A 25,807-nucleotide genomic window follows, 5' to 3' on the forward strand; every position below is an offset into this window, starting at 1 on the left:
GGCAACTGAACCTTTTCAACTCAATAGGTAACCCTACGATGAAACTCTCCTTCAAAGCTGAGACCCTCTCAGGTTCCCGCATAGTCGACGTCGAGATTTCCTCACTGGTGGTCGCCGGGTGGGCTGGTCGCGATCAGCATGCCATCGAGCATCACATTGAGGAGCTCTTCGCTATCGGTGTGCCGAGGCCTAGTTCCGTTCCGCTCTACTATCGCGTCGCGGAAAACCAGCTGACTCAGGCCTCGCGCATTCAGGTGGTGGGTGACCAGTCATCTGGAGAGGTGGAGACCTTTGTGTTTCGGGCAGGCGGTGAACTCTATGTCAGCATTGCCTCTGATCATACCGACCGTAAGCTCGAGACCCACAGCGTTGCTCTGTCGAAGCAGGTCTGTGCAAAGCCCGTTGCTGCCGAGGCATGGCTCTATTCTGACGTTGCAGAATATTGGGATGAACTTGTTATCCGATCCTACATTCAGGAGAATGGCGAACGGGTTCTCTATCAGGAGGGCACGCTTGCCTCACTCCGCGCGCCGCTTGAGCTGATCTCCGGTTTTGCAGGCAAATCCGAGCTTCCGGATGGTACAGGCATGGTCTGCGGAACGGTTGGGGCAAAGGGGGGCATCCGGCCCGCACCCTCCTTCACCATGGAATTGTTCGACCCTCGTCGCGAGCGTACTTTGAGCCACAGCTATGACATTGAGGTGTTGCCGGAGATCGCTTGATCCGTAGTTCCATGCATCCCCTACGATGGTTGATGTGACATGATTTCGACAGTGAAAGAACAGCACCTAGCGCTTCTAGACGGCAGCACCACGTCATTGGCCCTCACCGAGGAGGCGCTTAGCCGGGCCGCCGATCCGAATGGGGAGGGCTCGCGTGTTTTCACCAAGCTTTACACAAATGAGGCTCGTGCTGCCGCACAAGCTTCTGACATCCTGCGGAGTGCCGGTCTGGTCCGCTCGGCTATCGACGGCCTGACAGTGTCAATCAAAGACCTATTCGATGTTGCCGGCGAGGTCACTATGGCGGGATCTCTCGCTCGTGCCGGTGAGCCAGCGGCTGCGGAGGACGCCGTCGTTGTCAAGCGCCTTCGGGCTGCAGGCGCAGTGATTGTCGGACGCACAAACATGACCGAGTTCGCTTACTCGGGTCTTGGCCTCAATCCGCACTACGATGTTCCACGCAATCCTTGGGATCGCACAACCGGGCGTATTCCAGGCGGCTCTTCGTCAGGGGCGGCGGTATCCGTGACTGACGGAATGGCAGTTGCAGGAATTGGATCGGATACTGGCGGGTCAGTTCGAATACCCGCTGCACTATGTGGTCTCGTAGGATTCAAGCCGACTGCAGAGCGTGTGCCGCTGACCGGGGCTCTGCCACTTTCATTCAGCCTCGACTCCATTGGTGCCATTGCTCCCTCTGTGGCGTGTTGTGCTGTCCTCGACGCGATCATGGCTAGTGACGAGGAGCCGCTCCCGCAGCCATCTGACATCGGCAAGCTCCGGCTCGCGGTCCCTACAACCCTCGCGCTTGAAGGAATGGACAGGGACGTTGCGAGTGCTTTCGAAGCGGCACTCTCAACTCTGTCGGCTGCCGGTGCGCAGATTGACGAGATCGCCGTGCCAGAATTCGTTAGTCTTGCCGCGATCAATTCCAAAGGAGGCTTCACTGCAGCCGAAGCGTGGACTTGGCACCGGGACCTGATCAGTCGTGCAGGCGACCGCTACGATCCGCGCGTCGGCTCGCGTATTCTGCGGGGCAAAGATATATCTGCCGCCGACTACCTCGACCTGCTTGCAGCCCGCAGAACCTGGAGAGCAGGCGTGGAGGCACGCATCGAAAGCTACGATGCCCTGGTTCTCCCAACTGTCCCTGTTGTCGCACCCGCCATTGCAGAACTCGCTGCGAGCGACGAGGTCTACTACGCTGCCAATGGCTTGATCCTGCGTAATCCCACGTTGATCAACTTCCTTGATGGCGCCGCTCTGTCCGTGCCGTGCCACGCACTCGGCGAAGCTCCTGTAGGGCTGATGATCGCTGGGCCTGCGGGTTCCGATCGCAGGGTTCTTGCCATTGGTATGGCAGTCGAAGCCCTGCTCTCACCGAAGCAGGTGTAAATTACACACTGGCAGAAGGACCAAAGGATGTCTGTAACGATCGACGTTGGCGCTGCCTACCAAGCCCGCTTGGACGCGCGCGGTGGTATCCTAACTGGCCCGACCGCAAACCTCGCTCCAGGGCATGTTCAGGCCAATCTCGCCATCCTTCCAGAGGAACTGGCGCACGACTTCCTGCGGTTCTGCCAGCGTAACCCCAAACCATGCCCACTTATTGCCGTTTCCGAGACTGGCGATCCGTCATTGCCTGAACTGGGGCGGGATATTGATATTCGCACCGATGTGCCTCGCTACCGAGTATGGCGGAATGGCGAGCTCGTATCGGAGCCTGTCGACATCCGAGACCTGTGGAACGAGAAGCTGGTGGCTTTCTTGATCGGCTGCTCGTTTTCTTTCGAAGAGGCCATGCTGGCTGATGGCTTGCCGGTGCGCCACATCGAGCAGGGTCGCAACGTTCCGATGTATCGGACGAACGTTCCTACGGTCGCAACGGGGCCCTTCTCAGGACCGCTCGTTGTATCCATGCGTCCACTGAAGGCAGCGGATGCTATTCGTGCGATACAGATTACGTCTCGCTTCCCTTCGGTTCATGGTGCCCCGGTGCACCTGGGTGATCCTTCGCTGATTGGGATTGCCGATATTAATAAGCCGGATTACGGCGATCCAGTCGAGATTCGCGACGGTGAAATCCCGATCTTCTGGGCCTGCGGGGTCACGCCCCAATCTGTCATTGCGAACATTCGGCCGGAATTCTGCATCACTCACGCGCCGGGGCATATGCTCGTGACCGATCTCCTAAATTCTTCAATTGCGGTGATCTGAGGTAAGTGAGTTTTAGACACTACATTATAAGTCTACGATCTTTCCTTCTCCAGCCCAGCACTCGGCATGACCAGAGTTTATCAGGTGTGGGCACCGCCTCTTATCCCCTTACCCGAAACCTGAGTAGATAGATTAGGCAAACTTGAGCCAGAACCAGGAGTTCCAGAGAGCGCTCCAGAGTCACTCCAAGTCCTCACGGCTGGGCTATACCTAATTGCGCCTCCTCACATGCGCGGTTTCCGACACGGGTGTTAAGGCGCGGTCTCCGATGAACCAGGAGATCAGGTTCTCTGCCAGTAAGTTCGCTACCGCGGCTCGCGTGTAAGCTGATGCTGCAGCAACATGTGGTAAAAGCGAGACGTTATCTAGGGCGAGCAGGTCTTCTGGAACATGTGGCTCGTTGGCATAGACATCGAGGCCAGCTGCGCCAATTGTGCCGTTCTGGAGCGCTGCTATTAGAGCCTCCTCATCGACAGTACTTCCACGGCCGACGTTGATAAAGATGCCGTCGCTGCCCAGTGCGGTAAACACCTCTGCGTTGACTGCCTTGTAAGTAGAGGGTCCCCCAGGCGCCACTGCGATGAGCGTATCGACCGACGCTGCCAATTGCGCAAGTGTTCCATAGTAGGAATAGGGGAGGTCGCTACGAGGTTGGCGATTGTGATAACTAACAGGCAAGCCAAATGCCTCTATCCGGCGCGCAATGCATTCGCCGATGCGCCCTAGAGCGGTTTGGGGTTGAACGGAATCGGAAGATCTGACTCGATGGTGGTCAGGGGCGTGAGCACAGAGGCCCGCCATGACTACACCGCTGTCCCAGGATCTGCGCCGGCGCATCGTGCGTGCGGTTGAGAACGGCAGCTCCATCCGCCAGGCTGCCGCTCGTTATGAGGTCAGTCCCTCGGCCGCCGTGAAGCTCATGCGGCGGCTGCGCGAGACCGGCTCAACCAGGCCAGATCGGGTTGGAGGCCATCTCCGCCCGGTGCTCGAGCCGCATCAGGATCTGCTGCGCTCCCTGGTGGACGCCAAATCCGGCATCACGTTGGCCGAGATCCAAGCCGAACTGCGCACCCGCGGGATCGTGGTGCAGGCGCTCTCGACCATTCACCTGATGCTCAAGCGCATGGACCTGACGCACAAAAAAAGACACTCCGGGCAGCCGAGCAGGACCGGCCGGACGTAGCGCAAGAGCGCCGCCGCTTTCGGGTGTGGCAGCGCTTCATGGACGCAAGCCGCTTCGTGTTCCTGGACGAGACTGGCACGGCCACCAACATGACCCGCCGCTACGGCAGGGCGCCGCGCGGGCAGCGGGTGGTCGATGCGGTGCCACATGGGCACTGGCTGACCACCACCTTTGTGGCGGGCCTGCGCGAGAACGGGATCATCGCTCCGCTCGTGGTCGACGGGTCCATGCGGGGCGAGATCTTCAAGGCTTATGTGGAGCAGATGCTGGCGCCAGCCCTCTCACCTGCCGATGTGGTGGTGCTCGACAATCTGGCCGCTCACAAGGTGGCAGGCGTTGAGGAGGCAATCCGAGGTGTCGGGGCCAGCCTGCTGTACCTGCCGCCTTATAGTCCCGATCTCAATCCGATTGAGCAGCTGTTCGCCAAGCTCAAGGCGCTCCTGCGCAAAGCGGGCGCACGCACCAAGGAGGCACTCTGGGCTACCATCGGAGAGCTGCTCGACAGCTTTCCAGCGGAGGAGTGCCGGAACTACCTCAGGAATAGCGGGTATGAGCCCGTCTAAATCGAATCTGCTCTAGACCAAATATACCGACGGATCGCCCACGGAGGGTTCTTGAGGTCGGTGGATACGGCCCCTGTTTCTGCCAGCGTCTATCACGCAGCCATGCCTCAGCCTTGGGAAGCTCACGCACAACATTGATGAGCAATCCTATCGCTGTGTCAGCGACCTCCTCGCTGAGAACGTCAGGTGTATTTGTAACTGTCACACCTTTCCTGCTGGTATGTTCCACATCTATGCCGTCATACCCTACGCCGAGACTTGCGATGATTTCCAGGTTGGGCAATGCGTCGATGAACTGTGAGGTCACTTGGGCGCCGCAGCCGATGCCCCTGATGCGGTGAGCGAGCTCCTCCGTGATCAACCTTGGATCAGTGCTATCGACCCTTACCACCTCGAAGTGATCAGCAATTCTGACAACAGCCTCATTCGGAAGCGAACCAGGAATAAGAATAGTTGGGCGGTCTCGCATGATCATCGCTGTTGGTGTGGTATGCAGAAATTCGAGACACAATGATCGCTCTCGCAAGAAGAATTGGATCATTGTGCCAGTGGAGGATGTTGTGATTGTGTCTCCTAAGGAGCAGCAAACAGCCTAAGAAACGCAAGGCTGATCTCAGGAACATAGGTAACCAACCCCAAACACAGGACGATCACACCCACAAAGGGGAGAAGGTGGGGGATCATCTTCTCAAGCGAGACATTCCCTACAGCGGATGCGGCGAACAAGTTAACGCCGAAGGGTGGCGTGATCATTCCCATCGCAAGATTCACGATCATGATCATGCCAAAATGCACGGGATCGATCCCGTAGCGTATAGCTACTGGGGCAAGAATGGGTGCAAGTACCACAATCGATGCGGACGTCTCAACAAACATGCCGATCACGAAGAGGAATGCATTAACCGCTAGTAGGAACGTGATGCCACTTGTAAATGTCTCAACAACCCAGTCTCCGATCATTGCAGGTATCCCGGCTCGGGTTAGGACAAATGAGAAAAGCCCGGCCATCGAGATGATGAACATGATGATGGCGGAAGCCATCGTTGATCGCTTGATGACGGTGAGCAGACCTGAAAAGGACAACTCGCGGTAGATGAATACACTGACCAGCAATGCGTAGAAAACCGCGACCACGGATGCTTCTGTGGGGGTGAACACTCCCCCGTAAATTCCACCAAGGATAATCACGGGCATGAGCAGAGCAAGGGTGGCACGGCGGGCGCTTACCAAAATCGGCTTGTGTTCGAACCCACTTGGTACGGCGTGATTCTTCAGACGACACCATATCCAAACATATAGCGTCAGTGCAGCTGCAATGAGAATGCCGGGCCCAAAGCCGGCGATAAAAAGATCTCCAACAGGAGCGCTCGCTGCGACGCCATAGAGGATCATAGGAATTGAAGGCGGAATGATCACGCCCAATTCAGCCGAAGTCGCCTGAAGCGACGCTGCGAAGCCAACTGGATAGTTTTGGCTGACCATTGCTGGGATTAGGATCGCGCCAATAGCATAGGTTGTTGCAACGCTCGAACCAGAAACGGCAGCAAATACCATGCAGACCAGGACGCACGAGATCGGCAATCCGGCACGTGCGTTTCCTAGCAAGCTAATAACAAAGTCGACCAAACGCGAAGATATTCCGCCAGCACCCATAATATTGCCAGCTAGAATGAAGAAAGGTATCGCCGCGAGCGGAAACTTATCGAGTGCGATATAGGCCTGTTGCGGAACAACAATAAGCGGGAGGTTGGAGAACCCAATGGTTCCTATGATGCCTGCTAGGCCAATAGCAACAGCCACTGGCACGGCGAGGATCATTAGGACCGTCATGGTTAAGGTCATGACTGCGAGCATTGCAAACTCCTAACCAGCGGCTTCTGGTTCGACGATGGTCTTCTCAGGCGGGTCAATAAAGTGGGCAATTAGACCGAGAATGGATAGGAAAGAGCCCAATGGCAAAGCTGCGTAAGACCAGGACGCAGGAATTCCAAGGCCGGCGATTGTTTGGAAACGCACGCGCCACACAAGTATGCACCCGAACCATAGCAATACGATAAGCAACGCTAGAACTGCGAACATGATGACCGCAGTGAGAATGCGCTTGAATGGCCCTGCACTGAGGCGAAGAAGCATATCAACCGATATTAGCGTGCCAGTCCGCATAGCGCCCGCGAGTGCTAAGTAGGTCATCCAGATCAAAACGATCTGGATCATTGGTTCTGACCAGGACGCAGGATGGAAGAGGACAAACCGCGCTATGACTTGATAGAATCCTACGAGCGCCGCAAGAACAAGCCCGAGGCATCCCAGTGCGACAGCTGTCTGGGTAATGCGGCGCTCGATCGCGAGAAAGATCGAGCGCCCATAGAGCAATGCAGGGCTCATTTTGTATCCTGGATAGCCTTGAGGGTGCTCGCACCAAACGTCGTGGAATACCTCTCATAAAGCTGGCCCAGTTGCGCTCTGAAAGCTGCCTTGTCAACGTCGGTGACTACCGTCATTCCCTGGCTGCGTAGGGTGTCAAGCCCAGACTTTGCTACAGCCTCGACCTCCTTACGATTGCGCGCCATGGCGCTTTTCGCAGCCTCGCTGATGATCTTCTTGTCCTCATCCTTGAGGGCCTCATAGACGGATGGGGAAATCAGCAGAACCAAGGGTGTGAAAGCATGATCGGTAAGGCTAATGTACTTTTGCACTTCGCCAAACCGATTGTTAATGATTGCGCCGATGGGGTTCTCTTGCCCGTCTACTACACCCTGCTGTAGGGCGGTGTACACCTCAGGAATGGCCATGGGTGTTGGTAGCACACCGAGTGCTCGCCACACTTCAATGTGCATATCATTCTGCTGCGTCCGAACCTTCATACCCTTCACGTCTGCCGGTGTTTTGACGGGGCGAGCAGTGTTGGTGAGCTGACGAAACCCCATGCCGCCGAAAGCAAGGCCGACAAGACCGTTGTTCGGCATCTTGTCCAGAACGGCCTGCCCGATTGGCCCAGTGAGAACTGCCTCAGCGTGGTCGAAGTCGCGGAAGAGGAAGGGAATGTCAAAGACTTTAAGTTCGGGCACAAAATTTGCGACAACGGATGAACTGACCACCGTCATATCAGCAGTGCCAAGTTGCACACCCTCTACGACCTCTCGGTCTCCTCCGAGCGCAGCGCCACCATGGAGGCGAATGGTAACGCGCCCGCCGGTTTTTGCGCCTACCTCTTCGGCAAACTGCCGCATGGCGATTGCTTCAGGAGCTTGTGCGGCACCAATGAAGCCAAGGTTGAGCGTTGTCTGTGCTTGAGCAGGCGCTAAACCTGACACTCCGATCAGAACCATGCTGGCTGCGGCAAGTAGTGTACGTCTTTTCATTGTTTCCTCCCTTGCAAAAAGCAATATTACTGACTGCTCTATTCAAGCGTCCAGTGATCGGTAATGTACTCTGAAAGACCTTCAACCTTAACCTCAATCCCGAGACCAGGCCCGTCTGGAATGGTTAGCATACCATCGCGATCAGGTTGGGGATCATAGATCGCCGATCGTAGGGGATTGTAGCCCATGTCGTACTCAAACAGCGGGGAGGGGACTGAGCCAAATCGTGGCGTGAGGACCGACGAGAACTGGAGGGATGCAAGAAAGTTGATGCCTGTGCCCCAGACATGAGGCGCTACCATTGTTCCAAAAGCATCCGCAAATCCGGAGACTCTCATCGCTTCGGTCAGACCACCGCAAATCGCAAGATCGGGCTGAACGACGTCAAGGGCGCCAGCACACATGACGTCTCGAAAGGATTGAACGCCACAGAATGACTCCCCGCCAGCAAGAGCGAGTGGTAATAGCTCGGCTAAGCGCTTGTATCCCGGTAGGTCGTCGTGTGGGATTGGCTCCTCAAGCCATGAAAGACTAGCATCCTCAACTATGTGCGCTAAGCGGACGGCTTCCCGGACTGTGGAGCCTTCATTCATGTCTGCCATCAACAAGGCATCCGCACCCACGATGCTCCGTGCCTTCCGGATTGCCCATGTATCCCGAGCAAGCGTTGTTCCAACACGGAGTTTCACCGCGCGGAAGCCGGCATTCACGAAACGCTCGACCTCCTGCTCGAATCCAGCATAACGGTCCTCGCCGGCTTGCAGAAACGGTCCGCTCGCGTACGCTTTAACGCGGTCACGCATTTGTCCGCCAAGCAAAGCATAGATTGGCTTCTTGGTGATCTGTCCGAGCGCATCCCAGAGTGCAATATCGACTGCGCTGATAGCCATGTGTCCTTGGCCGCGGCGGTCTGGAATAATCCGCCCGAGCAGACGTGCCTGTACAGCCCGTGGAGAGGTGGCATCAGCACCGAGAATATCTGGCGCCAAAACGGACTTGATAAAGCTGCTCGCGGCCGCAGGGAACGCCCAGGTTTCTCCCCAACCAACAAAGCCAGACGCCGTTGTAATCCTTACAAGCAGTGCTGATCGCTTGTTGAACATACGTAGGGAGTTTCCCACGAATGAAGTAAGATTGCAGGCAATCTCGAAGCCCTCAATCTTGACGACCCTATGCTCGTAACTCGGCATCGAAACGAGCTCCTCCTCTTTATATGGGCCACACCTAGGCATTGGTGCTTGAGGAGAAGTCGTAATTGATTGCAAAAGAGCCGTCTATTTAGAATAATAGGCGCGAAATGATTGAGAAATTTAATGAGTCGGGTCACGTTTGCACAGCTCGAGGCTTTTTACTGGGTTGCATCCTCGGGCTCGGTTGAAAGCGCGGCTCAGCGTTTGAATCTGTCGCAGCCTACGATCTCTCTCCGTATCAAAGCTTTGGAGGAGGAGATTGGTCTTTCACTGTTTGATCGGGTTGGTCGTGGTATCCGGCTGTCGCTGGACGGGCAAGCGCTGCTACCAAATGCAAGACGTATATTGGATAATGTTCAAGATTTCACGAATCATGCTGGCCACTCTCAAGTGCGGGGTCGCCTCCGAGTAGGACTAGCTGAAGGTTTTGCGTTCATCTGTTTAGCCCCTATTCTGGAACTGCTGCATAAGAACTACCCAGAGCTGCAGCCTGAGTGCGTCATTGCAACGAGTTCCTCTATTGAACCGGAACTGCATGACCATAAGCTCGATTTGGCATTTCTCGTGAGTGCGAAAGAGCGAGAGAATTTCACACTGATACCTCTCGGGGTCCAAGAGACGAGTTGGGTCGCTCCAACCAGTTGGGATCTGCCGGAAACCGTATCTCCTCACGATCTGGCCGATCTACCTATTATCTGTAATCCCCAGGGGAGCATCAATTATTGGCAGGTCAAGAGTTGGTTCGCAGGCTCTGGAATTACGCCTGCCCGGCTAGATATCTGCTCCAGTGTTGCAATGCTTTCGCATCTGGTGAGCAAAGGTTCAGCTGCAGCTATATTTCCGAGCAAGATGGTTGAGGTAGGACCCAGTACAGGGAGAGTTCGTGTGCTTCAGGCATCGCCCCGGATCGAGGACGTTCCGGTCTATGCAGCTTTCCACACTGATAATCAGAGTGCTGCGCTCAAGGCGTTTATCAAGACTGTACACCAAGTCCTGGCGCAGATGGATTACCTGCGTCGCTGATGATCTAGTGCTCAGTACTGCTCCAGGGTCTCAAGCGACTGTCTGGGGGGCTGAGCTCCAGGTGCTCCTTCTGATCGATGAGGAGCAGCACATGCATGGTTGCGCACGGCTAGCGCGTCTTCGAGCAACGTCAAACCTTACAAGTGCTTAGTGGTACTAGAAGGCAGATCACAATTTGCAGTCATCGGATGAGAATGCCCCGGAAGTCGTTCACGTTCGTCAGCGTCGGCCCAGTGACTACAAGCTTGTCGAGTTTCGCGAAGGCTGTATAGGCGTCGTTACTCGCCAGATAGGCCGCAAGGTCGATCCCCTTGTCCCGTGCGCACTCATGCAGCATCGGATCGAACCATGCTCCCGCGTTGTCTTCCGAGCCATCGATGCCATCGGTGTCGCAGGCGATGGCGGAAATGGTCGCTTCGCCTTTCAACTCCAGCGCGAGAGATAACAGAAATTCCGCATTGCGCCCACCGCGCCCCTGGCCTCGCACAGTAACAGTGGTCTCGCCACCCGACAGCAGGACGCCGGGAGCTCTGACCGGGTCTCCATGCCTGCGGGCCGACTGGGCAATTCCAGCCATGACGCGCCCCACTTCCCGCGCCTCGCCTTCGATTGCGTCCCCGAGGATTAGGGGTTCAAGACCGAATTCACGCGCCCTCGCTGCAGCGGCATCGAGCGCCATCTTCGGAGTTGCGAGCATATGCAGGGCGCCGCCCGCAGGAGTTCCGTCGACCACATTGGCCTTGATGGCCTGGAGGACATGGTCAGGTATTTCGATGCCGTACTTGCGCAGGACGGCCAGAGCGAGATTCGGGTCGACTCGCTCGGGGATCGTTGGGCCGGACCCGATGCTGCTTGGATCGTCGCCTGGAACGTCCGAGATCAGATAGGTGACGAGCTGCGCCTTGCCGGCTGCCGCCGCGAGCCGCCCGCCCTTGATTGCGGAGAGCGACTTGCGCACCAAGTTCATCTCCCCGATGGGTGCGCCGGATTTCAGCAAGGCACGGTTGAGATTCTGTTTGTCGGCCAGCGTCACCCCTTCAGCCGGCAACGACAGGAGTGCCGAAGCCCCGCCGGACATGAGACAGATGACGAGATCATCCGGGCCAGTCTGCTGTGCGAGAGCCAGGATTCGGCGCGCTGCGTTCAGGCCTGCCTCATCCGGAACCGGATGCGAGGCTTCGACGATCTCAACAAAGCGGGTTGGCGCCGCATGGCCATAGCGTGTGACCACGAGTCCTTCGCAGGTTCCGCCCGCTCGTGTCCAAGCTTCCTCAAAAGCTCTTGCCATGCGCGCAGAGGCCTTTCCTGCGCCTAGGACGATAGTTCGTCCCTGTGGTTTCGGCGGCAGCCAACCATCGAACTTTCCCTCTGGGAGAGCTGCGTTCAGCGCCGCATCAAACAGAGCCCGCAAAATTTCAGCATCGTTCGGCATTACTGACCTCGTGACAGAGTTTGTTTGTGGAGAGGTAAAATGCGGGCTGCCTGACCTGTCTTATGTGAGCCGGCAGATTGGGATGCTAGTGAAAGCATCGATGGTGGGTAGTGCGTTGATGACATTTGGGCCTAGCAGATTCGAGCCTAATCCGTAAGCCTGCGAAGATGCTGGATGTGGTTGATCAGGCCGGTCGTCGAGCTATCATGCCCTGTCGCTGTCTCCTGGCTTTGGAGCTCCGGCAGGATCCGTGATGCGAGTTCCTTGCCGAGTTCAACACCCCACTGATCATAGCTGTTGATGCCCCAGATGATGCCCTGGACGAAAATCTTGTGCTCGTAAAGCGCAATCAGGGAGCCGAGACGGCGAGGCGTCAGCTTGTGGTAAAGGATTGAGGTCGTAGGCCGGTTTCCATCGAACACTCTATGCGGCACGAGGGCATCCAAGGCCTCACCCGTTAGGCCTTGTTTCTGAAGCTCGGCTCGGACTTCATCTGCCGTCTTGCCAAACGCGAGGGCCTCAGTCTGCGCCAAGAAGTTCGCGAGCAGCTTTTCATGATGATCTGCCAAGGGCGTCTGGCTCTCGGCCGCAGCGAGAAAGTCGGCTGGTATCAGCCCCGTGCCTTGGTGGAGAAGCTGAAAGAATGCGTGTTGACCATTTGTGCCCGGCTCACCCCAGATGATCGGGCCCGTGTCATAGTCCACCCGCGTGCCGTCTCGGCGCACGGACTTGCCATTGCTCTCCATATCGCCCTGCTGGAAGTAGGCGGCAAACCGAACGAGGTGCTGGTCGTAAGGCAGCAGGGCGAGGGTCGAGGCGCCCAAGAAATTGCGGTACCAGACGCCAAGTAGGCCCATGATCACGGGCATATTCTGCTCAAGGGGAGCACTGCGGAAGTGCTCGTCCATTTCATGGGCGCCCTCAAGCAGTTCGGTGAAGCGCTCAAACCCGACGGCCAACATGATCGGCAGGCCGACAGCGGACCAAAGGCTGTAGCGTCCGCCAACCCAGTCCCAGAACTCGAACATGTTCGTCGTATCGATGCCAAACCGCGCCACCTCGGCAGCATCGGTCGAGATGGCGACGAAGTGTTTCGCGACCGCGTCCTCGCCCAAGGCGTTGGTTAGCCAGGACCGCGCGCTAGCAGCGTTCGTCATTGTCTCCTGCGTCGTGAAGGTTTTTGATGCCACAATGAACAGCGTGTGCGCAGGGTTGAGACGAGCGAGGGTGTGAGTGAGATGAGCCGCGTCGACATTAGACACGAAATGCGGCCTCAGGTCCGGTCGCTGGTACGGCTTCAGCGCCTCGCAAGCCATGACAGAGCCGAGGTCGGAGCCACCGATGCCGATATTGACTACGTCTGTGATGACCTCCTCCGTCGACCCGCGCCAAGCGCCGCTTCGGACCCGCTCTGAGAACAGACGCATCTTTTCCAGCACAGCCGCGATCTCCGGCATGACGTCGATGCCATCGACAAGGATCGGTCGTTCTGCGCGGTTGCGCAACGCGACGTGCAGCACGGCTCGATTCTCGGTACTGTTAATCTTCTCCCCCGCGAACATCCTATCGCGCCAGCCCTCCACATCCCCGACCCTGGCCAAGTCGAGCAGAAGTGTCATGGTTTTGGCTGTGATCCGGTGCTTGGAGTAGTCGAGCAGAAGATCATCAATCCGTAGTGAGAAGTGTTGGAAACGCTTCGGGTCTTGGGAGAACAGATCACGCAGATGAAGATTGCGTATGCTATCAGAATGCGCCTGAAGCGCGTGCCAAGCCGGGAAGTCCGTGATTGTCTTCATCGCGTCGGAGCCCTGTCTATGAGAAATGCTCGGGTAATCCAGCTTCGCTCTCCAAATACGACCGGGCAAGCGCAACTTTACGCCTTTACCTGTAAGTCAAGCTTTCAACCGTCACGTCAGATCTGCTGGACTTGCCCCAACGCCTTTGAGTCCCGCCACGCTTAGCAGAAGAGGTCAGAACATTTTCCTCAATCATGATCGTGAGAGATAATTGGTTATGCCAATTTAGACAACGCTTGCCATCCGCTAAGCGTTCGGCTAACTTTTTGGTATAACCAATAAGAACATCGTAACGTTTTCATGGAGGAGACAAGAATGCTGAAGTCGATGATTCGTGGCTTGGCCACAGCCGCTGTAATGATTGCTGCGACGGCAGCGAGTGCTCAGACCAATTTTACTCTCTCAACGCCTGATCCGGATAATTCTGAAATTACTCTTGCGGCTAACAAGTTCGCCGAGCTGGTGTCGCAGAAGACAGGCGGTAAGGTCACGATCAAGGTGTTCCCAAATGGCCAGCTGTATGGCGGCGATCCCTCAGCTGCAGTGAAGCAGCTTTCAGGTGGCTCGCTCGACATGCTGCTGCTCTCGACGTCGCTCTATGCCAACTTCAACCCGAAGTTCACGGCGATTTCAGTTCCGTACCTCTTCACCGATACGGCGCAGCTCCGCACATACCTGTCCGGACCGCTGGGCCAGGAGCTGATCGCCGACCTTAACAAGATTGGTATTCAAGGCCTTGGCCTGTGGCCGCGTCCGTTCCGCCAGATGACCAATTCGCGCAAGCCGATCACCAGTCCGCAGGATCTGGCCGGCATGAAGTTTCGCGTACCCAACAATCCGCTCTGGGTTGAGTTCTTTAAGAAGATGGGCGCTGCCCCGACCCCAATGGCGTTTGCAGAGGTTTACAATGCCCTGCAGCTGAAGGTCATCGACGGCCAGGAAAACCCGATCAACATCCCGGTTACGGCTAAGTTCTACGAAGTGCAGTCCTTCGCCACCATGACGAACCATATGGCGGATGGTTGGGTGCTGGGGATCAACCCTGCTAAGTACAACGCACTCCCTGAAGACCAGAAGAAGTCTATCAAAGAAGCGGCTGTTGAGGCCGAGGCCTGGAAGGTGGAAAACGACGCCGCAGACGAGGGCAAGTCAATCGCAGCGCTCACCGAGAAGGGCATGAAGGTCGACCGCTTGACCCCTGAGCAACAGAAGGCTTTCGCGGACGTCGCCAAGGAGCTGTTTCCGACCTTCGCCAAGCTCGTGAAGGATCAGACCTTCTTCGACCGCACCATCGCGGCCGTCGGCAAGTAGTAAAACAAGTCCTACAGGGCATCCTGGTCGCGATCCTGCGGCCAGGATTCATCTGGGAGGTAAAGCCCCATGGCTCAACAACCGTCTTTGCTCGGCCGGTTCGTCAAGCTCACTGCCGACTTCGCAGCCGGCGCCACGGCAGCCGGAATTCTGATCGTCGTGGTCGTGCAGATCGTGGGCCGCTTGATCGGGCAGCCAGTCTCCTGGTCTGAGGAGGCCACTCGCTTTCTCTTTGTCTGGATGGTTTTCCTGGGCCTCGCCGCAGGGTTCCGCACCGTTGAAAGTGCCCGGGTTATGGTGTTCATCGCTGCAGCGCCAAGACTGTTCCGGCGATTGGCGGTGCCAATTTATGTGGTCTCATCCGTTCTATTCTTCGGCATCATGGGGTGGACTGGCCTTAGCCTCGTCCGCCAGCAGATCATGATGAGCGAAGAGGCGGCAACGCTCGCCATCCCAATGTGGGTGATCGGTCTCATCATGCCCATCTCGGCAATTCTAGCCATCTTGGCCATCGTTGAGTCCCTGAAGACAAAGCGCGATCTCATTGCGCTTCCGGAGGTTGGCGCGCCGCGGGTCGACCTCGACGAGCCTGATGTCTTTGTTTCGAAAGGACATACGCCGTGAGCATTGCGCTTCTTCTTCTCTTTCTAGGGCTGTCCGCCCTTGGCGTTCCTTTGGCAGTGGCGCTCGGCCTGGCTAGCGTGGCGGTCATCATGATGTTCACGTCCACCCCGATCGATCTCCTCTCGCAGAGTATGTTCTCGGCGATGAACTCCTTCCTGCTTGTGGCCGTGCCACTCTTCATCCTGGTCGGGCACTTCATGGAGCGGGGGCGTGTGGCCGAGCGCATCTTCGACTTCGCCGAGGCGATGGTGGGCTGGATGCCCGGCGGCCTCGGCCACGTAAACGTGGTTTCCTCCGTGATCTTCGGCGGCATCTCCGGATCATCTGTTGCCGACATCGCGTCTGTCGGCGCGATCGAGATCAAAGCTATGGAGCGGCATGGCTTTCCCAAGAGTTACGCGGTCGGAATGACGCTCGTCACCTCGACGCTGTCCTCCATCATCCCGCCATCTATCCTGGTCGTGATCGCAGGCTCGATCGCAAACGTCTCCATCGGCACGCTGCTGGTGGCTGGCCTGATCCCAGGCCTGTTCATCGCCTTCGTGTTCATGGTGTTCAACCATTTCTACGCTGTGCGCTACGGCTATAATCCACCGACTCCGTTCAATCTCCGCTTGGTCGTGACGACTGGGCTTCGCGCTATCCTGCCGATGCTGACACCGGTCATCCTGCTCGGCGGTATCGTCAATGGCTTCTTCACGCCGACGGAAGCCGCCGCCATCGCGGTGCTCTATACGATGTTTCTGTCGGTCATCGTTTATCGCTCAATTCCTCCAGCAGAGATATGGAATATCCTGGTCGAGACGGCCCGGGCCTCTGGGACGATTCTTTTCATTGCCGCGACCGCGAAGCTCGCTGCCTGGGTGTTCGCCTTCGACGGCCTGCCAGTCCAGGTCGCTAATTTGCTAGGCAGCATCAGCACCGGCCCGACCATGGCGCTGTTCCTGATCTTCCTGTTCCTCATCGTGGTTGGGATGTTCATGGATGCGATTGCAGCCATGTTCATCTTGATACCGGTGCTGCTACCTCCGGCACTGAAAATGGGCATCGACCCGATGCACTTTTTGATCGTAACCGTGATCACCCTCACGCTTGGCCTTGTCACGCCGCCGGTGGGTGTCTGTCTCTTCGCTGTGGCTCAAGTGGCGAAAATGCGGATTGAGGACGTTATCCGCGGATCTATGATCCCGGTTGGGATCCTGACCGCCGCGATCCTAGCGCTGGTCCTGTTCCCAGTTTTGACTCTGGGGCCGATCAGGCTCCTCGGGCTTTATTGACGGCAACAAGTCAAGAAAGGGCAGGGTGTATCAACATCGGGCCCTTTGCATTTCCTGGCGACGGTGGAAGCCGGTTTGTCGAGGCGGATCCAGACCTCACATGCCGCGCATAGATCGCCACAACCGACTCGCAGAAAGTGGTGTCGTATGACTGAATCTCTGCCCGATGCGCCGGCTCGCATTGTGTTCCTCGATCGAGAGACGCTCTCTCCAGAAGCACAGCTGCGGACGCTATCTTTCCCCCATGAGCTTATCACCTATGGCAAGACCGCTCCGGGCGATGTAGGCACGCGCATTGCTGATGCTGATATCGTCATCACCAACAAGGCATCGGTAAGACGCGATGCCATCGCGCAGGCACCTAGGCTCAAGCTCGTCGCTGTTGCGGCCACCGGGTACGACGTCGTCGACGTCGCAGCCTGCCAGGAACGCGGCATTTCCGTGTGCAACATCCGCAATTATGCGGTGAACACTGTGCCCGAACACACTTTTGCGCTGATCCTCGCCCTGCGGCGCAGCATCCTAGCCTATGCGGATGCTGTTCGCCGAGGCCGATGGCAGGAGGCGGGTCAGTTCTGCTTCTTCGACTATCCAATCCGCGATCTCGCCGGCTCGACCCTCGGTATCATCGGCGATGGCGTGCTTGGTCAAGCCGTCGCCGACATCGCCCGCGGCTTCGGCATGCGAGTGCTGTTCTCCGCCTACAAGAGCTCAACCGGCATGGGTCCGCTCTACACCCCTTTCGAGAATGTGCTCCGCCAGAGCGATGTCATCACGCTGCACTCTCCGCTGATGCCATCGACCCGCAACATGATCGCCGCTCCGGAATTCGCCCTTATGGAGCGCCGGCCCCTGCTCATCAACACGGCCCGCGGAGGGCTGGTGGACGAGGCTGCCCTGGCGGATGCGCTCACAGCCGGACAAATCTCCGGCGCCGCCTTTGATGTAGTCACGGCGGAACCGCCAGCTGCGGATCACCCATTCATGCGCCTGCTGGAACGGCCCGACTTCATCCTTACGCCGCACGTGGCTTGGGCGAGCAGCGAGGCTGTCCAGGGGCTCACGGACCAGCTGTTTGAGAACATCGAGCTGTTTCGGGCCGGCAGCCCAAGGAACCTAGTAACGTAAAATTGGTACAACCAATTGATGTTTGTGCTTGTACTTCGGCTTTAATTGGTATAACCAAATCTAATCCCAGTTTCGTCGGCAACATCCGACCTGCATTAAGGAGCCTCTATGTTTCTCGGGAAAGAAGTTCGTCTGAACCGGATCGTGAATCCCAAGTCTGGCCGCATGCTCGCCATCACGGTTGACCATCCGATCACCCGCGGGATGATGCCCGGACTCGTGGATATCCGCTCTGTTATGCGCAAGGTTGTAGCCGGCAAGCCTGACGGTATCACCATGCACAAGGGCATCGCCGAGAAGGTGTTCGCACCCTATGCCGGCCAAGCCTCAATCATCTTGAAGGCTAGTGCCTATTCCGTGCAGTACCATCCGACGTACGACACGCCCGTTGCGGATGTGGAGGAAGCGGTGCGCTTTGGCGCTGACGCTATTTCGGTGGGCTGCATCGTCGGCGGTCCCGATCAGGCCCAGCAGCTGACATTCCTTGGCAAGATCTCCAAGGAAGCAGCGTCGGCCGGCATGCCGCTTGTCGCGCACATCTATCCGAAGGGCGCTCTGATCAAGGATCAGCACGACGCTGAGGTGTTGGCCTACGCGGTGCGCGCTGGCGCCGAGCTTGGCGTCGACATCATCAAAACCATGTGGTCTGGTTCAGCCGAGAGCTTCCGCTCGGTGGTGGATGCCTGCCCGTCCATCGTGGCTCTGGCTGGTGGCGAGATGGGCGAGACTCTGGAGGACTATTTGCGCATGACCCGCCAGGCACTCGATGTTGGTATGCGCGGCGTTACCTATGGCCGCTTCGTGTGGTCTCACCCGCATACCTCCGCCGTTATCAAATCCTTGTCCGCTTTGATGCACGATGACGCCAGCGTCGAAGGAGCTCTCAAAGTTTACGAGCGCGCCCTTGAAGAAGAGAAGGATCTCCAGAAATGAAGGCAGCAGTTCTTCGCGCTCCCGACGACATCGTCTTGCAGGATGTCGCAACCCCGTCCGCCGGACCCGGTGAGCTGATCCTGAAGGTGAGGGCCGCAACCGTGTGCGGGACAGATATCCGCATCTTGCGTGGCCGCAAAACCAAGGGCGTCCGCTTCCCGTCCGTTCTCGGCCACGAGTTCGCGGGCGAGGTCGTCGAGGTAGGGGCAGGCGTCTCGCAGTTCTCCTGCGGTGATCCGGTGTCGGTTAATCCTGTCATTCCCTGCCGCAAATGCGCCTATTGCAAAACCGGCCGGGAGAATGTCTGCCAGAATCGTCAGGCCATCGGATACGAGTTCGATGGGGCTTATGCCGAGTACCTGAGGGTGCCCGCGCTGGCGCTTGAGTCCGGCAACGCAGTCCGTATCCCGCAGGGGATGCCGTTCGAGGCGGCGGCTTTGGCGGAACCTCTGGCGTGCTGCATCAATGGTTTGCGCAATGTCGGCGTTGAACTCGGTGACGTGGTGGTCATCCTCGGGGCAGGGCCGATCGGACTCATGCATGCGGCGCTTGCGCGTCGGGCCGGGGCACGCCTGGTCATCGTCAGCGAGCCCAACCAGATGCGCCGCGAGGCTGCCCTCGAGCGCGGCGTTGACATCGCCTGCGATCCGACCAAGGAGGATTTGGCAGGGGTAATCCGCGGGGTGACTGACGGTCTCGGCGCGGATGTGGCGATCCTAGCCATCGGCGTTCCGGCGCTTGCTAACGAGGCGCTGAAGCTGGTGCGCAAAGGTGGCCGCGTCAATCTCTTCGCGGGGTTCTCGGCGGGTGACATGGCGACGTTCGACGTCAATCTCGTGCACTACAACGAGATCGTCGTGACCGGAGCCAGCGCGCTGCGTCGGCAAGATTATGAGACGGCTCTCAACCTGCTCGCAGGCGGGCTCATCGATGCCAACTCGCTTGTCACCCATCGCTTCGGATTGGCAGATGCTGTCGAGGCGCTGAAGGAGGCAGAGAGTGGGCGGGCGCTTAAGGTGGCAATCCGCAATGACTGAAGCCTTCCTCGGGGTCGATGCTGGAACGAGCGGGATCAAGGTTTGTGCCTTCACGCGCGAAGGCCGCTTGGTTGCGAAGGCACACCGAGCGGTTCCCGTGGTCACACCTTATCCGCTCTGGGCCGAAATCGACCTCGACCGCTATTGGGCGGCCACCGCCGATGCTATACGGGAGGTTGCCACCCGCGTCCCTACGATAAGCTCGATTGGGCTTGCCACAACTTGCCCGACGACCATCCTTCTCGACGAGGAGGGTCAGGCAATACGGCCGGGCATCCTTTACCTCGATGGCCGGGCCCAAGCAGGTCTTGAAATGGTGGTTGGTGCCGACGCTGAAGCAGATGTGCAGCAGACCGGCAACCGGGCTAGCACGTCTACCTGCTGGGCAGCCAACCTGGCCTGGGTCCGTGAGAATGAACCGGGTGCCTGGGCAAAAGTGCGGCGGGTTACCATGCTTAACGGTTTCCTGGCTCGCCGGCTAAGTGGCCAGGACGGCATCGAGCCGACCCAAGCGTCTTACTCGGGTCTGATGCGTATTGCTGATCCCGAGCCGTCGTGGAGTCGCGACCTCCTAGCTAGGTGGGGACTCGATGCGGCTATCCTGCCAGAAATCAGTGGCTGTACCGATATGATCGGTCGAGTGACGGATGAAGCCTCCATCCTGACTGGAGTTCCGGCCGGCATCCCCGTAGCGCTCGGCGCTGCCGACACGGCAGCGGCTTCCTTTGCGGTTGGCCTAATGGACAGCGGCGAGGTTTTCGAGTCCGTTGGCACGTCCGGGGTCATTACCTTCTGCCTTGACCGTCCGGACTTCGAGCCGTCATTCCTGCATCGCCATCATATCGTGCCCGGCCGCTGGCTCGCCCACGGGGCAATGTCGACGCTGGGCGGTGCGTTCGGGTGGCTCAACAACAAGGTCTGGCCAGAGCTCAAGACTCTTGCCGAGCTGGAGCGCTTGGCGCAGGAGTCGGTTCCAGGAGCCAACGGTCTCTTGTTCCTGCCCTACCTTGCCGGCGAGCGGAGCCCCATCTGGGATGCAGAGGCGAGCGGCAGCTGGCTCGGGCTTCTCCTCCGACACAGCCGACAGGATATGGTCCGCGCCGTCTTTGAGGGCACGACGTTCGGCCTTCGGCAGATTCTGGAGCGGGGTTCCGCCAAATGGGGCAAGCGCCCGGAGCGCATGCTCAGTGTGGGCGGCGGAGCGCGGAACAAGTTCTGGGGGCAGATGAAGGCGGACGTCCTGAAGCTCGACTATATCATGTCTGATATGCCTGATGCTGCGGCACTGGGAGCGGGCCTGCTTGGTGCCATAGCGGCAGGGCTGTTCACGGGCAGTGATGATAGGGAGCTTCCGTTAATCTCGGCCAACGCAACAGCGATCAGGCCCGGGTCCCAACGGACGATCGAGACCTACAACCGCATGTTCACGATCTTTGACGCAGCTTACCCGCAACTGTGCGACTTGATGCATGCTCTCGCAGATCGTAGTTCTGGCCCGTACGCGGATGAAGAGGCACGGCCCCGGCTTGGGGTGCGAGCCACTGGGTAAAAGGAACTACGGTTTCATATGACGGACGGCGAAGACGATATCCTTGCGCGCGTCATCGACATCGCGATGGAGCTGAGACCCGACAGCAGTGGACGGATCAAGCTTCCCACAGAGCGTGAGCTGGCCGATCAACTCGGCATCCAGCGCCCGACTCTGCGGGATCGGCTGACTGTTCTGGAGACGCTCGGGTTGCTCCAGCGCGTCCAAGGCAGCGGGACCTATCTGGCGCTCCCGAACTCGCGGTTCCTGCAGTTCTATTTCGGCGTTGCTCTGAAGCTCGGGTTCATCTCGATTGATCAGATCCAGAACGCCATGGAAATGATTGGTCGAGAAATGGCAGGAGCCGCCGCGATTCAGGCCAGCAATGCTGATCTTGAGGCCCTCGAGGATCTCATCGACCAGATCGCTGCATCAGACTCCTTGGAAGATGTGGTTGAGCTCCAGTTCGAGCTTCACGCCAGCCTCGCCAGGGCGTGCCGCAACCCTGTAATCGTCATCGTCATCGATGGCCTCTCGTCCGTCATCCGATCTGTGATTGCGAACAAGGTTAGGATCATCTCCATGGTCCGCGGTGCGTTCGAGCGAAACGTCGAAGCGTACCGCGCACTCGTGCAAGCCCTAAGGGATCGCGAGCCGGAGCTCGCTCGTGAGGCTATTCAGGAGTGTTACTGGTTATGGCGCCGGGAAGAATCGAAGATTTCGATCCTCAACATCAGCGAGTGAGAGCCTCGGAAAGGCACGAGCGACAATCTCATGCGTGTAGATTAGCGCTTCCCTAATCCGCAATGTCCGTATCAACGGTAGAGTGGAGCGACAATGACTGAGCCTAAGCCATGCCCAGTGTGCAGAAGCGCCGAATTAGGGATCAACTGCCTTGAATTATATGGGCAGCACGAGGCGCATTTTCTCTGCCTCAGTTGCGAGAGCGAAGTCGCACCACAAGGCCCTTTGTCAGAACCGTGCGGGACGGCAACTGAAGCGGAGGAGGCGGCTCTTCGCGCTTGGAACGACTTCGTGTCCGGTTTTCCCGGTCGCAGGCATGTAGCCTAGTTGTCGCTGATAGCCCCAACGCGCCGTAACGGGTAGGGCGGTGAGTTGCTTCGCAGAGGCGGCAGAATCTTGCCTTTAGGGCTTTTGGCGTTCTCAGTCGAGTTTGTTGCCAGCGCGTGCGAGATGCGCATTCAGAACACGTTCGGCCCTGAGCTGGTTCGCGTAGGCAGTTGCATTAACGACGCGCATCACGAGACGGAGGATTGCTGTTACGAGCATAATTCTTATCCCTCTACAGAGGCGTTCAATAAGCCTCCTGTGATGGATAGATAATTCTTATGCTGCTGCGCGGTAGATAGGTCAGCACACATGACCTATGCGCTGTAGGCATATCAATCTAAGTTTGCGTCAATGCTCCTTTCCTGGGAGCATGAGTTATATGATGTCTTTCTTGATTTTTGGATTGCCTGGTCATCGTCCAGAGCGCGCCCGCGCAGGAGATGTGCTTAACGTCAGCAGGAGCAGAACTCGGACATTCCCTAGGGAAGAGGGCTGATCTGACTTGCAGCCGATGCGGCAATTTAATTTTAGCTGCAGTGAGAGGAGCGTAAGTTTCGGGATCCATAATCTAGCGTAAAGCCAGTGCGGTTTGACAATATTATAGCGAAGTCAATGCTTTAGGCTTGTGCGACGTCAAATCATAATCCTTGTGTCGGGGATTCAAATCCCTCCTCCGCAACCATAGGTCTAAGGTCTTTTACGGCATCTCCCCGAGTTTTTAATCAGACCCGTTACCAAGCCACCAGCGGTGCACCCTAGCCTCCGCCTTCACGCCACGGTTGTTGGAGCTTCTCATCCCGCAGTTCCGGTCAGCCACGACTGAGATGATCAGCAGCCTCCCCGCCGCTGAGAAGGAGCGGGTGGATCTCTTTCCGCTAGGCCGACGGCTGGCGCTGGATATCGCATCAGTCTTACTGTGTAACGCCCACAACCGGGTCAGTCTTATCGTGGAATCCGGGTCAGCCTGTTTCCCGGGAATTGGGGATTCACAAAGGTTTCAGCGGGTCGGTCTTAGTGTGGCCCGATAAACTGATCCGCCCCCCGCTGAGTGGTCCGGCTGGGCGGCTCAGCAACCCCAATCAGCCCCGCCGCCCGCGCTGGTGTCGAGGCCATCCCTCCATTAACATTCCAGCCGGACCACTCAGTGGGGCGGATCAGCACGGCATCCGGATCTCGATGCCCGGAAAAGGAAACTGTTATGATAATTCGGTGGTCGGGACCTTCTTCAAGACCTTGAAGTCCGAATTGGTCTGGCGCACGGTGTTCCAGACCAGAGCTGAAGCCAAGGCGGCCAGTAGTCGTTACATCGACGGCTTCTGCAACCCTGTCCGGCGTCATTCGACACTGGACTATGTCAGTCCGGTTCAGTTCGAAAAGCTAGCCGGATAGCTACCAAACCGCTCTCCATAAAAGAGGAGCAAGTCCAAACTTCAGCATTCACTGCGTGGACCTGAAACACGCGCTTGGCCAAGTCCAAGCTGATTGTGGTAACTTCCATAGCGGATGGCTCCTTGCTCCAGTTTGCCTGACAGCAACCCATCCTGGCACTCAGATGCCGTCAGTGGGAGCCATCCACCTCATCTGCTCAGGTGCGGAGTTCCAGACATTCCAAAAAGGCGGCGATTGTGCGCTGCAGCAACCGACTGGCGTTTCGGGCGTTCTACATGATCACCCTACATGGAGAGTACGCATGTCCCGCACGGAGAGGAGAGCCGACACGAGCCCGCGCAACCCGGCTGGGGCTGCGCTTCATTCGAGCAAACCGCAGCGGGCTAACACTCATCGCCATGGGCGGACGACTGCACGGCCGGGCAGGGAGCCCCGTTCGAACGAGAGCTCTCATCCGAGTCGTTGGCGCTGGCTTGCGCCCGTTCTGGCAGGCTCGGCCGCAGCTCTGGGCGCTGCTGTTCTCTACAACCGGAAGAGAGCCCGGACTGCCGAACGCGAGACCCCGCCCATGGGCCGGTTCCTTGATGTTGATGGCGTTCGGCTGCACTACATTGAGCGCGGCCAAGGCGATCCTATCGTGCTGATCCATGGCAATGGCACCATGATCCAGGACTTCACCGTCAGCGGGCTCGTGGACCGTCTGGCAACCCGCTACAGGGTGATTGTGTTCGACCGTCCCGGGTACGGCTACAGCAGCAGGCCCCGTCAGCTCTGGACCCCACGAACCCACGCAAAGCTCTTCCAGAACGCGCTAGGGCAGCTCGGCGTCGAGCAGGCGGTTGTCCTCGGCCATTCCTGGGGAACCTTGGTCGCAGTGGCCCTTGCCCTTGAGTGCCCGTCGCTCGTCCGCAGCCTCGTGCTTGCCTCGGGCTACTATTACCCAACCCTGCGGGTCGACACGTTCCTGTTCTCACCGCCGGCTGTTCCCGTGATTGGTGACGCTATGCGCCACACGATCTCACCGCTGATTGCCCGCGCCATGCTGCCAGGGCTGATCAAACAGATGTTCGCGCCCGCTGAGGTGCCGGAGCGGTTCGAGCGTAAGTTCCCCAAGGAGATGATGCTCCGTCCGTCGCAATTACGCGCCGCAGCGGAGGACGCAGCCCTCATGACTCCATCCGTCATGGAACTGCAGCACCACTACCGCGAACTGCAGATGCCGGTCACGATCATCACAGGTGCCGATGATCAGATTGCGGATGTCGGCCGTCAATCGGAGCGCCTGCACCGGGAACTGCCGCAAAGTGAGTTCATCGCACTTTCCGGCCTCGGGCACATGATGCACCACCTAGCTCCCGACGCAGTCATTAACGCTGTGGAACGAACGGCATCGAAGGTTGGAGACGAGATTCGCGGTCGGCCGCGCGCCATTGTTTAGCAGCAGGCTGTTCTGACCAAGGCCAGAGCGGGCACCCGTCTTAAGTTTTTACAGGATAGCCCGGCCCGGTCTGCTCCTGCGCCCGCCTGACGATGCAGGCGCCCGTCCGGGTCCGTTCAGCCCAGGCTTGCAGCCTGCGAGGCAGAGATGCGAAGGCATCCTGTCCGTTCGTCCCAGAGCCTGGGCTTTTTCCATTCCGGCAATGCCTTTGACTGACAGAGCACAGCCAATCTAGATGGTTGCGAATAGCCGCTCCTGATACGAGGCAGACGAAAGCGATTGGTCCTCTTTGGTATCCATGAGCCGACCTTTGTTAAGCTGCCGGAATGTGAAATTTTGACCGAGCGGACTATCTGCTGATTGGAGCATCTGCCTGGACAAGATGGCGATCAGAGTTCTGACCTGATCCCGCCCGCCGGATCGCCATCCTCACGACGGCAGCGGCGCCTCGACCGAGCCGTTGGAACCTGCGGGGGCGTATGCGATCCTCACCTCGCCATTCAGGTCGTGCGCCAGGCTGCGCTCGATCAGGCGCGACCCGAAGCCCTTGTGGGTGGCAGGCTCCACCGTCGGGCCGCCCAAC

Annotated in this window: 22 protein-coding genes and 2 pseudogenes; 15 read left to right on the plus strand and 9 right to left on the minus strand. The window is 58.1% G+C overall.

The window, feature by feature from the left end; genetic code table 11:
* The first annotated feature begins 38 nt into the window (after nt 1–38).
* From MA07_RS20550 to MA07_RS20560, 3 genes are read left to right on the plus strand one after another with little or no spacing between them, the layout of a single operon-like run.
* Nucleotides 39–722: a DUF2848 domain-containing protein gene (locus MA07_RS20550; RefSeq protein ID WP_036356105.1), complete on the plus strand. Its 684-nt coding sequence runs from the start codon at nt 39–41 to the stop codon at nt 720–722.
* A gap of 39 nt (nt 723–761) precedes the next feature.
* Entirely contained in the window at nt 762–2,117 is a 1,356-nt protein-coding gene (locus MA07_RS20555) for an amidase (protein ID WP_036356108.1), read from the plus strand.
* A gap of 27 nt (nt 2,118–2,144) precedes the next feature.
* On the plus strand, nt 2,145–2,939 hold the full coding sequence (locus tag MA07_RS20560; RefSeq protein ID WP_036356110.1) for a putative hydro-lyase: 795 nt from the start codon (nt 2,145–2,147) through the stop codon (nt 2,937–2,939).
* A 210-nt stretch (nt 2,940–3,149) separates the two neighbouring features.
* Here the strand turns inward: MA07_RS20560 and MA07_RS29125 are convergent.
* Nucleotides 3,150–3,665 (minus strand): annotated as a pseudogene (locus tag MA07_RS29125) (NAD(P)-dependent oxidoreductase); the annotation flags it as partial.
* 73 nt (nt 3,666–3,738) lie between these two features.
* Here MA07_RS29125 and MA07_RS29130 point away from each other — a divergent pair.
* Nucleotides 3,739–4,685 (plus strand): IS630 family transposase gene (locus tag MA07_RS29130; RefSeq protein WP_152568954.1). Its coding sequence is split into 2 segments (ribosomal slippage): nt 3,739–4,077 and nt 4,080–4,685, totalling 945 coding nucleotides; the frame shifts between segments, so codons are not numbered across the junction.
* Here the strand turns inward: MA07_RS29130 and MA07_RS29135 are convergent.
* The 5 genes from MA07_RS29135 to MA07_RS20595 are packed head-to-tail and all read right to left on the minus strand — an operon-like array spanning nt 4,657 to nt 9,237.
* Complete coding sequence (locus MA07_RS29135) at nt 4,657–5,226, minus strand: hypothetical protein (protein ID WP_348270415.1); 570 nt, start codon at nt 5,224–5,226, stop codon at nt 4,657–4,659. The two genes, MA07_RS29130 and MA07_RS29135, sit on opposite strands and share 29 nt — an antisense overlap.
* Nucleotides 5,227–5,258: 32 nt before the next feature.
* Nucleotides 5,259–6,539, minus strand: a complete 1,281-nt coding sequence (locus MA07_RS20580) for a TRAP transporter large permease (protein WP_036356114.1) — start codon at nt 6,537–6,539, stop codon at nt 5,259–5,261.
* Between the two features lie 9 nt (nt 6,540–6,548).
* Entirely contained in the window at nt 6,549–7,070 is a 522-nt protein-coding gene (locus MA07_RS20585) for a TRAP transporter small permease subunit (RefSeq protein ID WP_036356117.1), read from the minus strand.
* On the minus strand, nt 7,067–8,047 hold the full coding sequence (locus tag MA07_RS20590; RefSeq protein WP_036356119.1) for a TRAP transporter substrate-binding protein: 981 nt from the start codon (nt 8,045–8,047) through the stop codon (nt 7,067–7,069). The genes MA07_RS20585 and MA07_RS20590 overlap by 4 nt, the downstream gene beginning before the upstream one ends.
* 38 nt (nt 8,048–8,085) lie before the next feature.
* On the minus strand, nt 8,086–9,237 hold the full coding sequence (locus MA07_RS20595; protein WP_036356121.1) for a mandelate racemase/muconate lactonizing enzyme family protein: 1,152 nt from the start codon (nt 9,235–9,237) through the stop codon (nt 8,086–8,088).
* A gap of 123 nt (nt 9,238–9,360) precedes the next feature.
* Between MA07_RS20595 and MA07_RS29140 the strand changes: the two genes are divergently transcribed.
* On the plus strand, nt 9,361–10,260 hold the full coding sequence (locus MA07_RS29140; RefSeq protein ID WP_081929089.1) for a LysR family transcriptional regulator: 900 nt from the start codon (nt 9,361–9,363) through the stop codon (nt 10,258–10,260).
* 181 nt (nt 10,261–10,441) lie between these two features.
* On the opposite strand, the gene MA07_RS20600 is transcribed toward MA07_RS29140, so the two are convergent.
* Together MA07_RS20600 and pgi are read right to left on the minus strand one after the other, a co-directional pair.
* On the minus strand, nt 10,442–11,692 hold the full coding sequence (locus MA07_RS20600) for a glycerate kinase (RefSeq protein WP_036356122.1): 1,251 nt from the start codon (nt 11,690–11,692) through the stop codon (nt 10,442–10,444).
* Nucleotides 11,693–11,838: 146 nt separating this feature from the next.
* Nucleotides 11,839–13,488: a glucose-6-phosphate isomerase gene (gene pgi / locus MA07_RS20605; protein ID WP_036356342.1), complete on the minus strand. Its 1,650-nt coding sequence runs from the start codon at nt 13,486–13,488 to the stop codon at nt 11,839–11,841.
* Between the two features lie 315 nt (nt 13,489–13,803).
* Here pgi and MA07_RS20610 point away from each other — a divergent pair, with 315 nt between their 5' ends.
* The 10 genes and pseudogenes from MA07_RS20610 (at nt 13,804) to MA07_RS20655 (ending at nt 25,224) form a co-directional block, all read left to right on the plus strand.
* Nucleotides 13,804–14,799, plus strand: a complete 996-nt coding sequence (locus tag MA07_RS20610; RefSeq protein WP_036356125.1) for a DctP family TRAP transporter solute-binding subunit — start codon at nt 13,804–13,806, stop codon at nt 14,797–14,799.
* A gap of 69 nt (nt 14,800–14,868) precedes the next feature.
* Nucleotides 14,869–15,423, plus strand: a complete 555-nt coding sequence (locus tag MA07_RS20615) for a TRAP transporter small permease (protein WP_036356128.1) — start codon at nt 14,869–14,871, stop codon at nt 15,421–15,423.
* Nucleotides 15,420–16,700: a TRAP transporter large permease gene (locus MA07_RS20620; protein ID WP_036356130.1), complete on the plus strand. Its 1,281-nt coding sequence runs from the start codon at nt 15,420–15,422 to the stop codon at nt 16,698–16,700. Before MA07_RS20615 ends, MA07_RS20620 begins: the two co-directional genes overlap by 4 nt.
* Nucleotides 16,701–16,847: 147 nt before the next feature.
* A complete protein-coding gene (locus tag MA07_RS20625) occupies nt 16,848–17,828 on the plus strand; it encodes a D-2-hydroxyacid dehydrogenase (protein WP_036356133.1) in 981 nt (326 codons plus the stop codon).
* A 108-nt stretch (nt 17,829–17,936) separates the two neighbouring features.
* A complete protein-coding gene (locus MA07_RS20630; protein ID WP_036356137.1) occupies nt 17,937–18,761 on the plus strand; it encodes a 2-amino-3,7-dideoxy-D-threo-hept-6-ulosonate synthase in 825 nt (274 codons plus the stop codon).
* On the plus strand, nt 18,758–19,798 hold the full coding sequence (locus MA07_RS20635; RefSeq protein ID WP_036356140.1) for a zinc-dependent dehydrogenase: 1,041 nt from the start codon (nt 18,758–18,760) through the stop codon (nt 19,796–19,798). The genes MA07_RS20630 and MA07_RS20635 overlap by 4 nt, the downstream gene beginning before the upstream one ends.
* Entirely contained in the window at nt 19,791–21,347 is a 1,557-nt protein-coding gene (locus tag MA07_RS20640) for an FGGY family carbohydrate kinase (RefSeq protein WP_052003384.1), read from the plus strand. The genes MA07_RS20635 and MA07_RS20640 overlap by 8 nt, the downstream gene beginning before the upstream one ends.
* A gap of 18 nt (nt 21,348–21,365) precedes the next feature.
* Nucleotides 21,366–22,070: an FCD domain-containing protein gene (locus tag MA07_RS20645; RefSeq protein ID WP_036356142.1), complete on the plus strand. Its 705-nt coding sequence runs from the start codon at nt 21,366–21,368 to the stop codon at nt 22,068–22,070.
* Between the two features lie 1,500 nt (nt 22,071–23,570).
* Nucleotides 23,571–23,777, plus strand: a pseudogene (locus MA07_RS20650) (IS3 family transposase); the annotation flags it as partial.
* A gap of 577 nt (nt 23,778–24,354) precedes the next feature.
* Entirely contained in the window at nt 24,355–25,224 is an 870-nt protein-coding gene (locus MA07_RS20655) for an alpha/beta hydrolase (protein ID WP_244445314.1), read from the plus strand.
* A gap of 429 nt (nt 25,225–25,653) precedes the next feature.
* On the opposite strand, the gene MA07_RS30235 is transcribed toward MA07_RS20655, so the two are convergent.
* Entirely contained in the window at nt 25,654–25,806 is a 153-nt protein-coding gene (locus MA07_RS30235; RefSeq protein ID WP_160195465.1) for a hypothetical protein, read from the minus strand.
* Nucleotide 25,807: the final 1 nt, after the last annotated feature.

Origin of the sequence: Microvirga sp. BSC39 (assembly GCF_000739015.1) — a bacterium.
Classification (GTDB): domain Bacteria; phylum Pseudomonadota; class Alphaproteobacteria; order Rhizobiales; family Beijerinckiaceae; genus Microvirga.

Coding starts and splice junctions, on each gene's coding strand:
- MA07_RS20550 (WP_036356105.1), top strand. CDS start 39: ATGAAACTCTCCTTCAAAGCTGAGACCCTCTCAGGTTCCCGCATAGTC.
- MA07_RS20555 (WP_036356108.1), top strand. CDS start 762: ATGATTTCGACAGTGAAAGAACAGCACCTAGCGCTTCTAGACGGCAGC.
- MA07_RS20560 (WP_036356110.1), top strand. CDS start 2,145: ATGTCTGTAACGATCGACGTTGGCGCTGCCTACCAAGCCCGCTTGGAC.
- MA07_RS29135 (WP_348270415.1), bottom strand. CDS start 5,226: ATGATCCAATTCTTCTTGCGAGAGCGATCATTGTGTCTCGAATTTCTG.
- MA07_RS20580 (WP_036356114.1), bottom strand. CDS start 6,539: ATGCTCGCAGTCATGACCTTAACCATGACGGTCCTAATGATCCTCGCC.
- MA07_RS20585 (WP_036356117.1), bottom strand. CDS start 7,070: ATGAGCCCTGCATTGCTCTATGGGCGCTCGATCTTTCTCGCGATCGAG.
- MA07_RS20590 (WP_036356119.1), bottom strand. CDS start 8,047: ATGAAAAGACGTACACTACTTGCCGCAGCCAGCATGGTTCTGATCGGA.
- MA07_RS20595 (WP_036356121.1), bottom strand. CDS start 9,237: ATGCCGAGTTACGAGCATAGGGTCGTCAAGATTGAGGGCTTCGAGATT.
- MA07_RS29140 (WP_081929089.1), top strand. CDS start 9,361: ATGAGTCGGGTCACGTTTGCACAGCTCGAGGCTTTTTACTGGGTTGCA.
- MA07_RS20600 (WP_036356122.1), bottom strand. CDS start 11,692: ATGCCGAACGATGCTGAAATTTTGCGGGCTCTGTTTGATGCGGCGCTG.
- pgi (WP_036356342.1), bottom strand. CDS start 13,488: ATGAAGACAATCACGGACTTCCCGGCTTGGCACGCGCTTCAGGCGCAT.
- MA07_RS20610 (WP_036356125.1), top strand. CDS start 13,804: ATGCTGAAGTCGATGATTCGTGGCTTGGCCACAGCCGCTGTAATGATT.
- MA07_RS20615 (WP_036356128.1), top strand. CDS start 14,869: ATGGCTCAACAACCGTCTTTGCTCGGCCGGTTCGTCAAGCTCACTGCC.
- MA07_RS20625 (WP_036356133.1), top strand. CDS start 16,848: ATGACTGAATCTCTGCCCGATGCGCCGGCTCGCATTGTGTTCCTCGAT.
- MA07_RS20630 (WP_036356137.1), top strand. CDS start 17,937: ATGTTTCTCGGGAAAGAAGTTCGTCTGAACCGGATCGTGAATCCCAAG.
- MA07_RS20635 (WP_036356140.1), top strand. CDS start 18,758: ATGAAGGCAGCAGTTCTTCGCGCTCCCGACGACATCGTCTTGCAGGAT.
- MA07_RS20640 (WP_052003384.1), top strand. CDS start 19,791: ATGACTGAAGCCTTCCTCGGGGTCGATGCTGGAACGAGCGGGATCAAG.
- MA07_RS20645 (WP_036356142.1), top strand. CDS start 21,366: ATGACGGACGGCGAAGACGATATCCTTGCGCGCGTCATCGACATCGCG.
- MA07_RS20655 (WP_244445314.1), top strand. CDS start 24,355: ATGGGCCGGTTCCTTGATGTTGATGGCGTTCGGCTGCACTACATTGAG.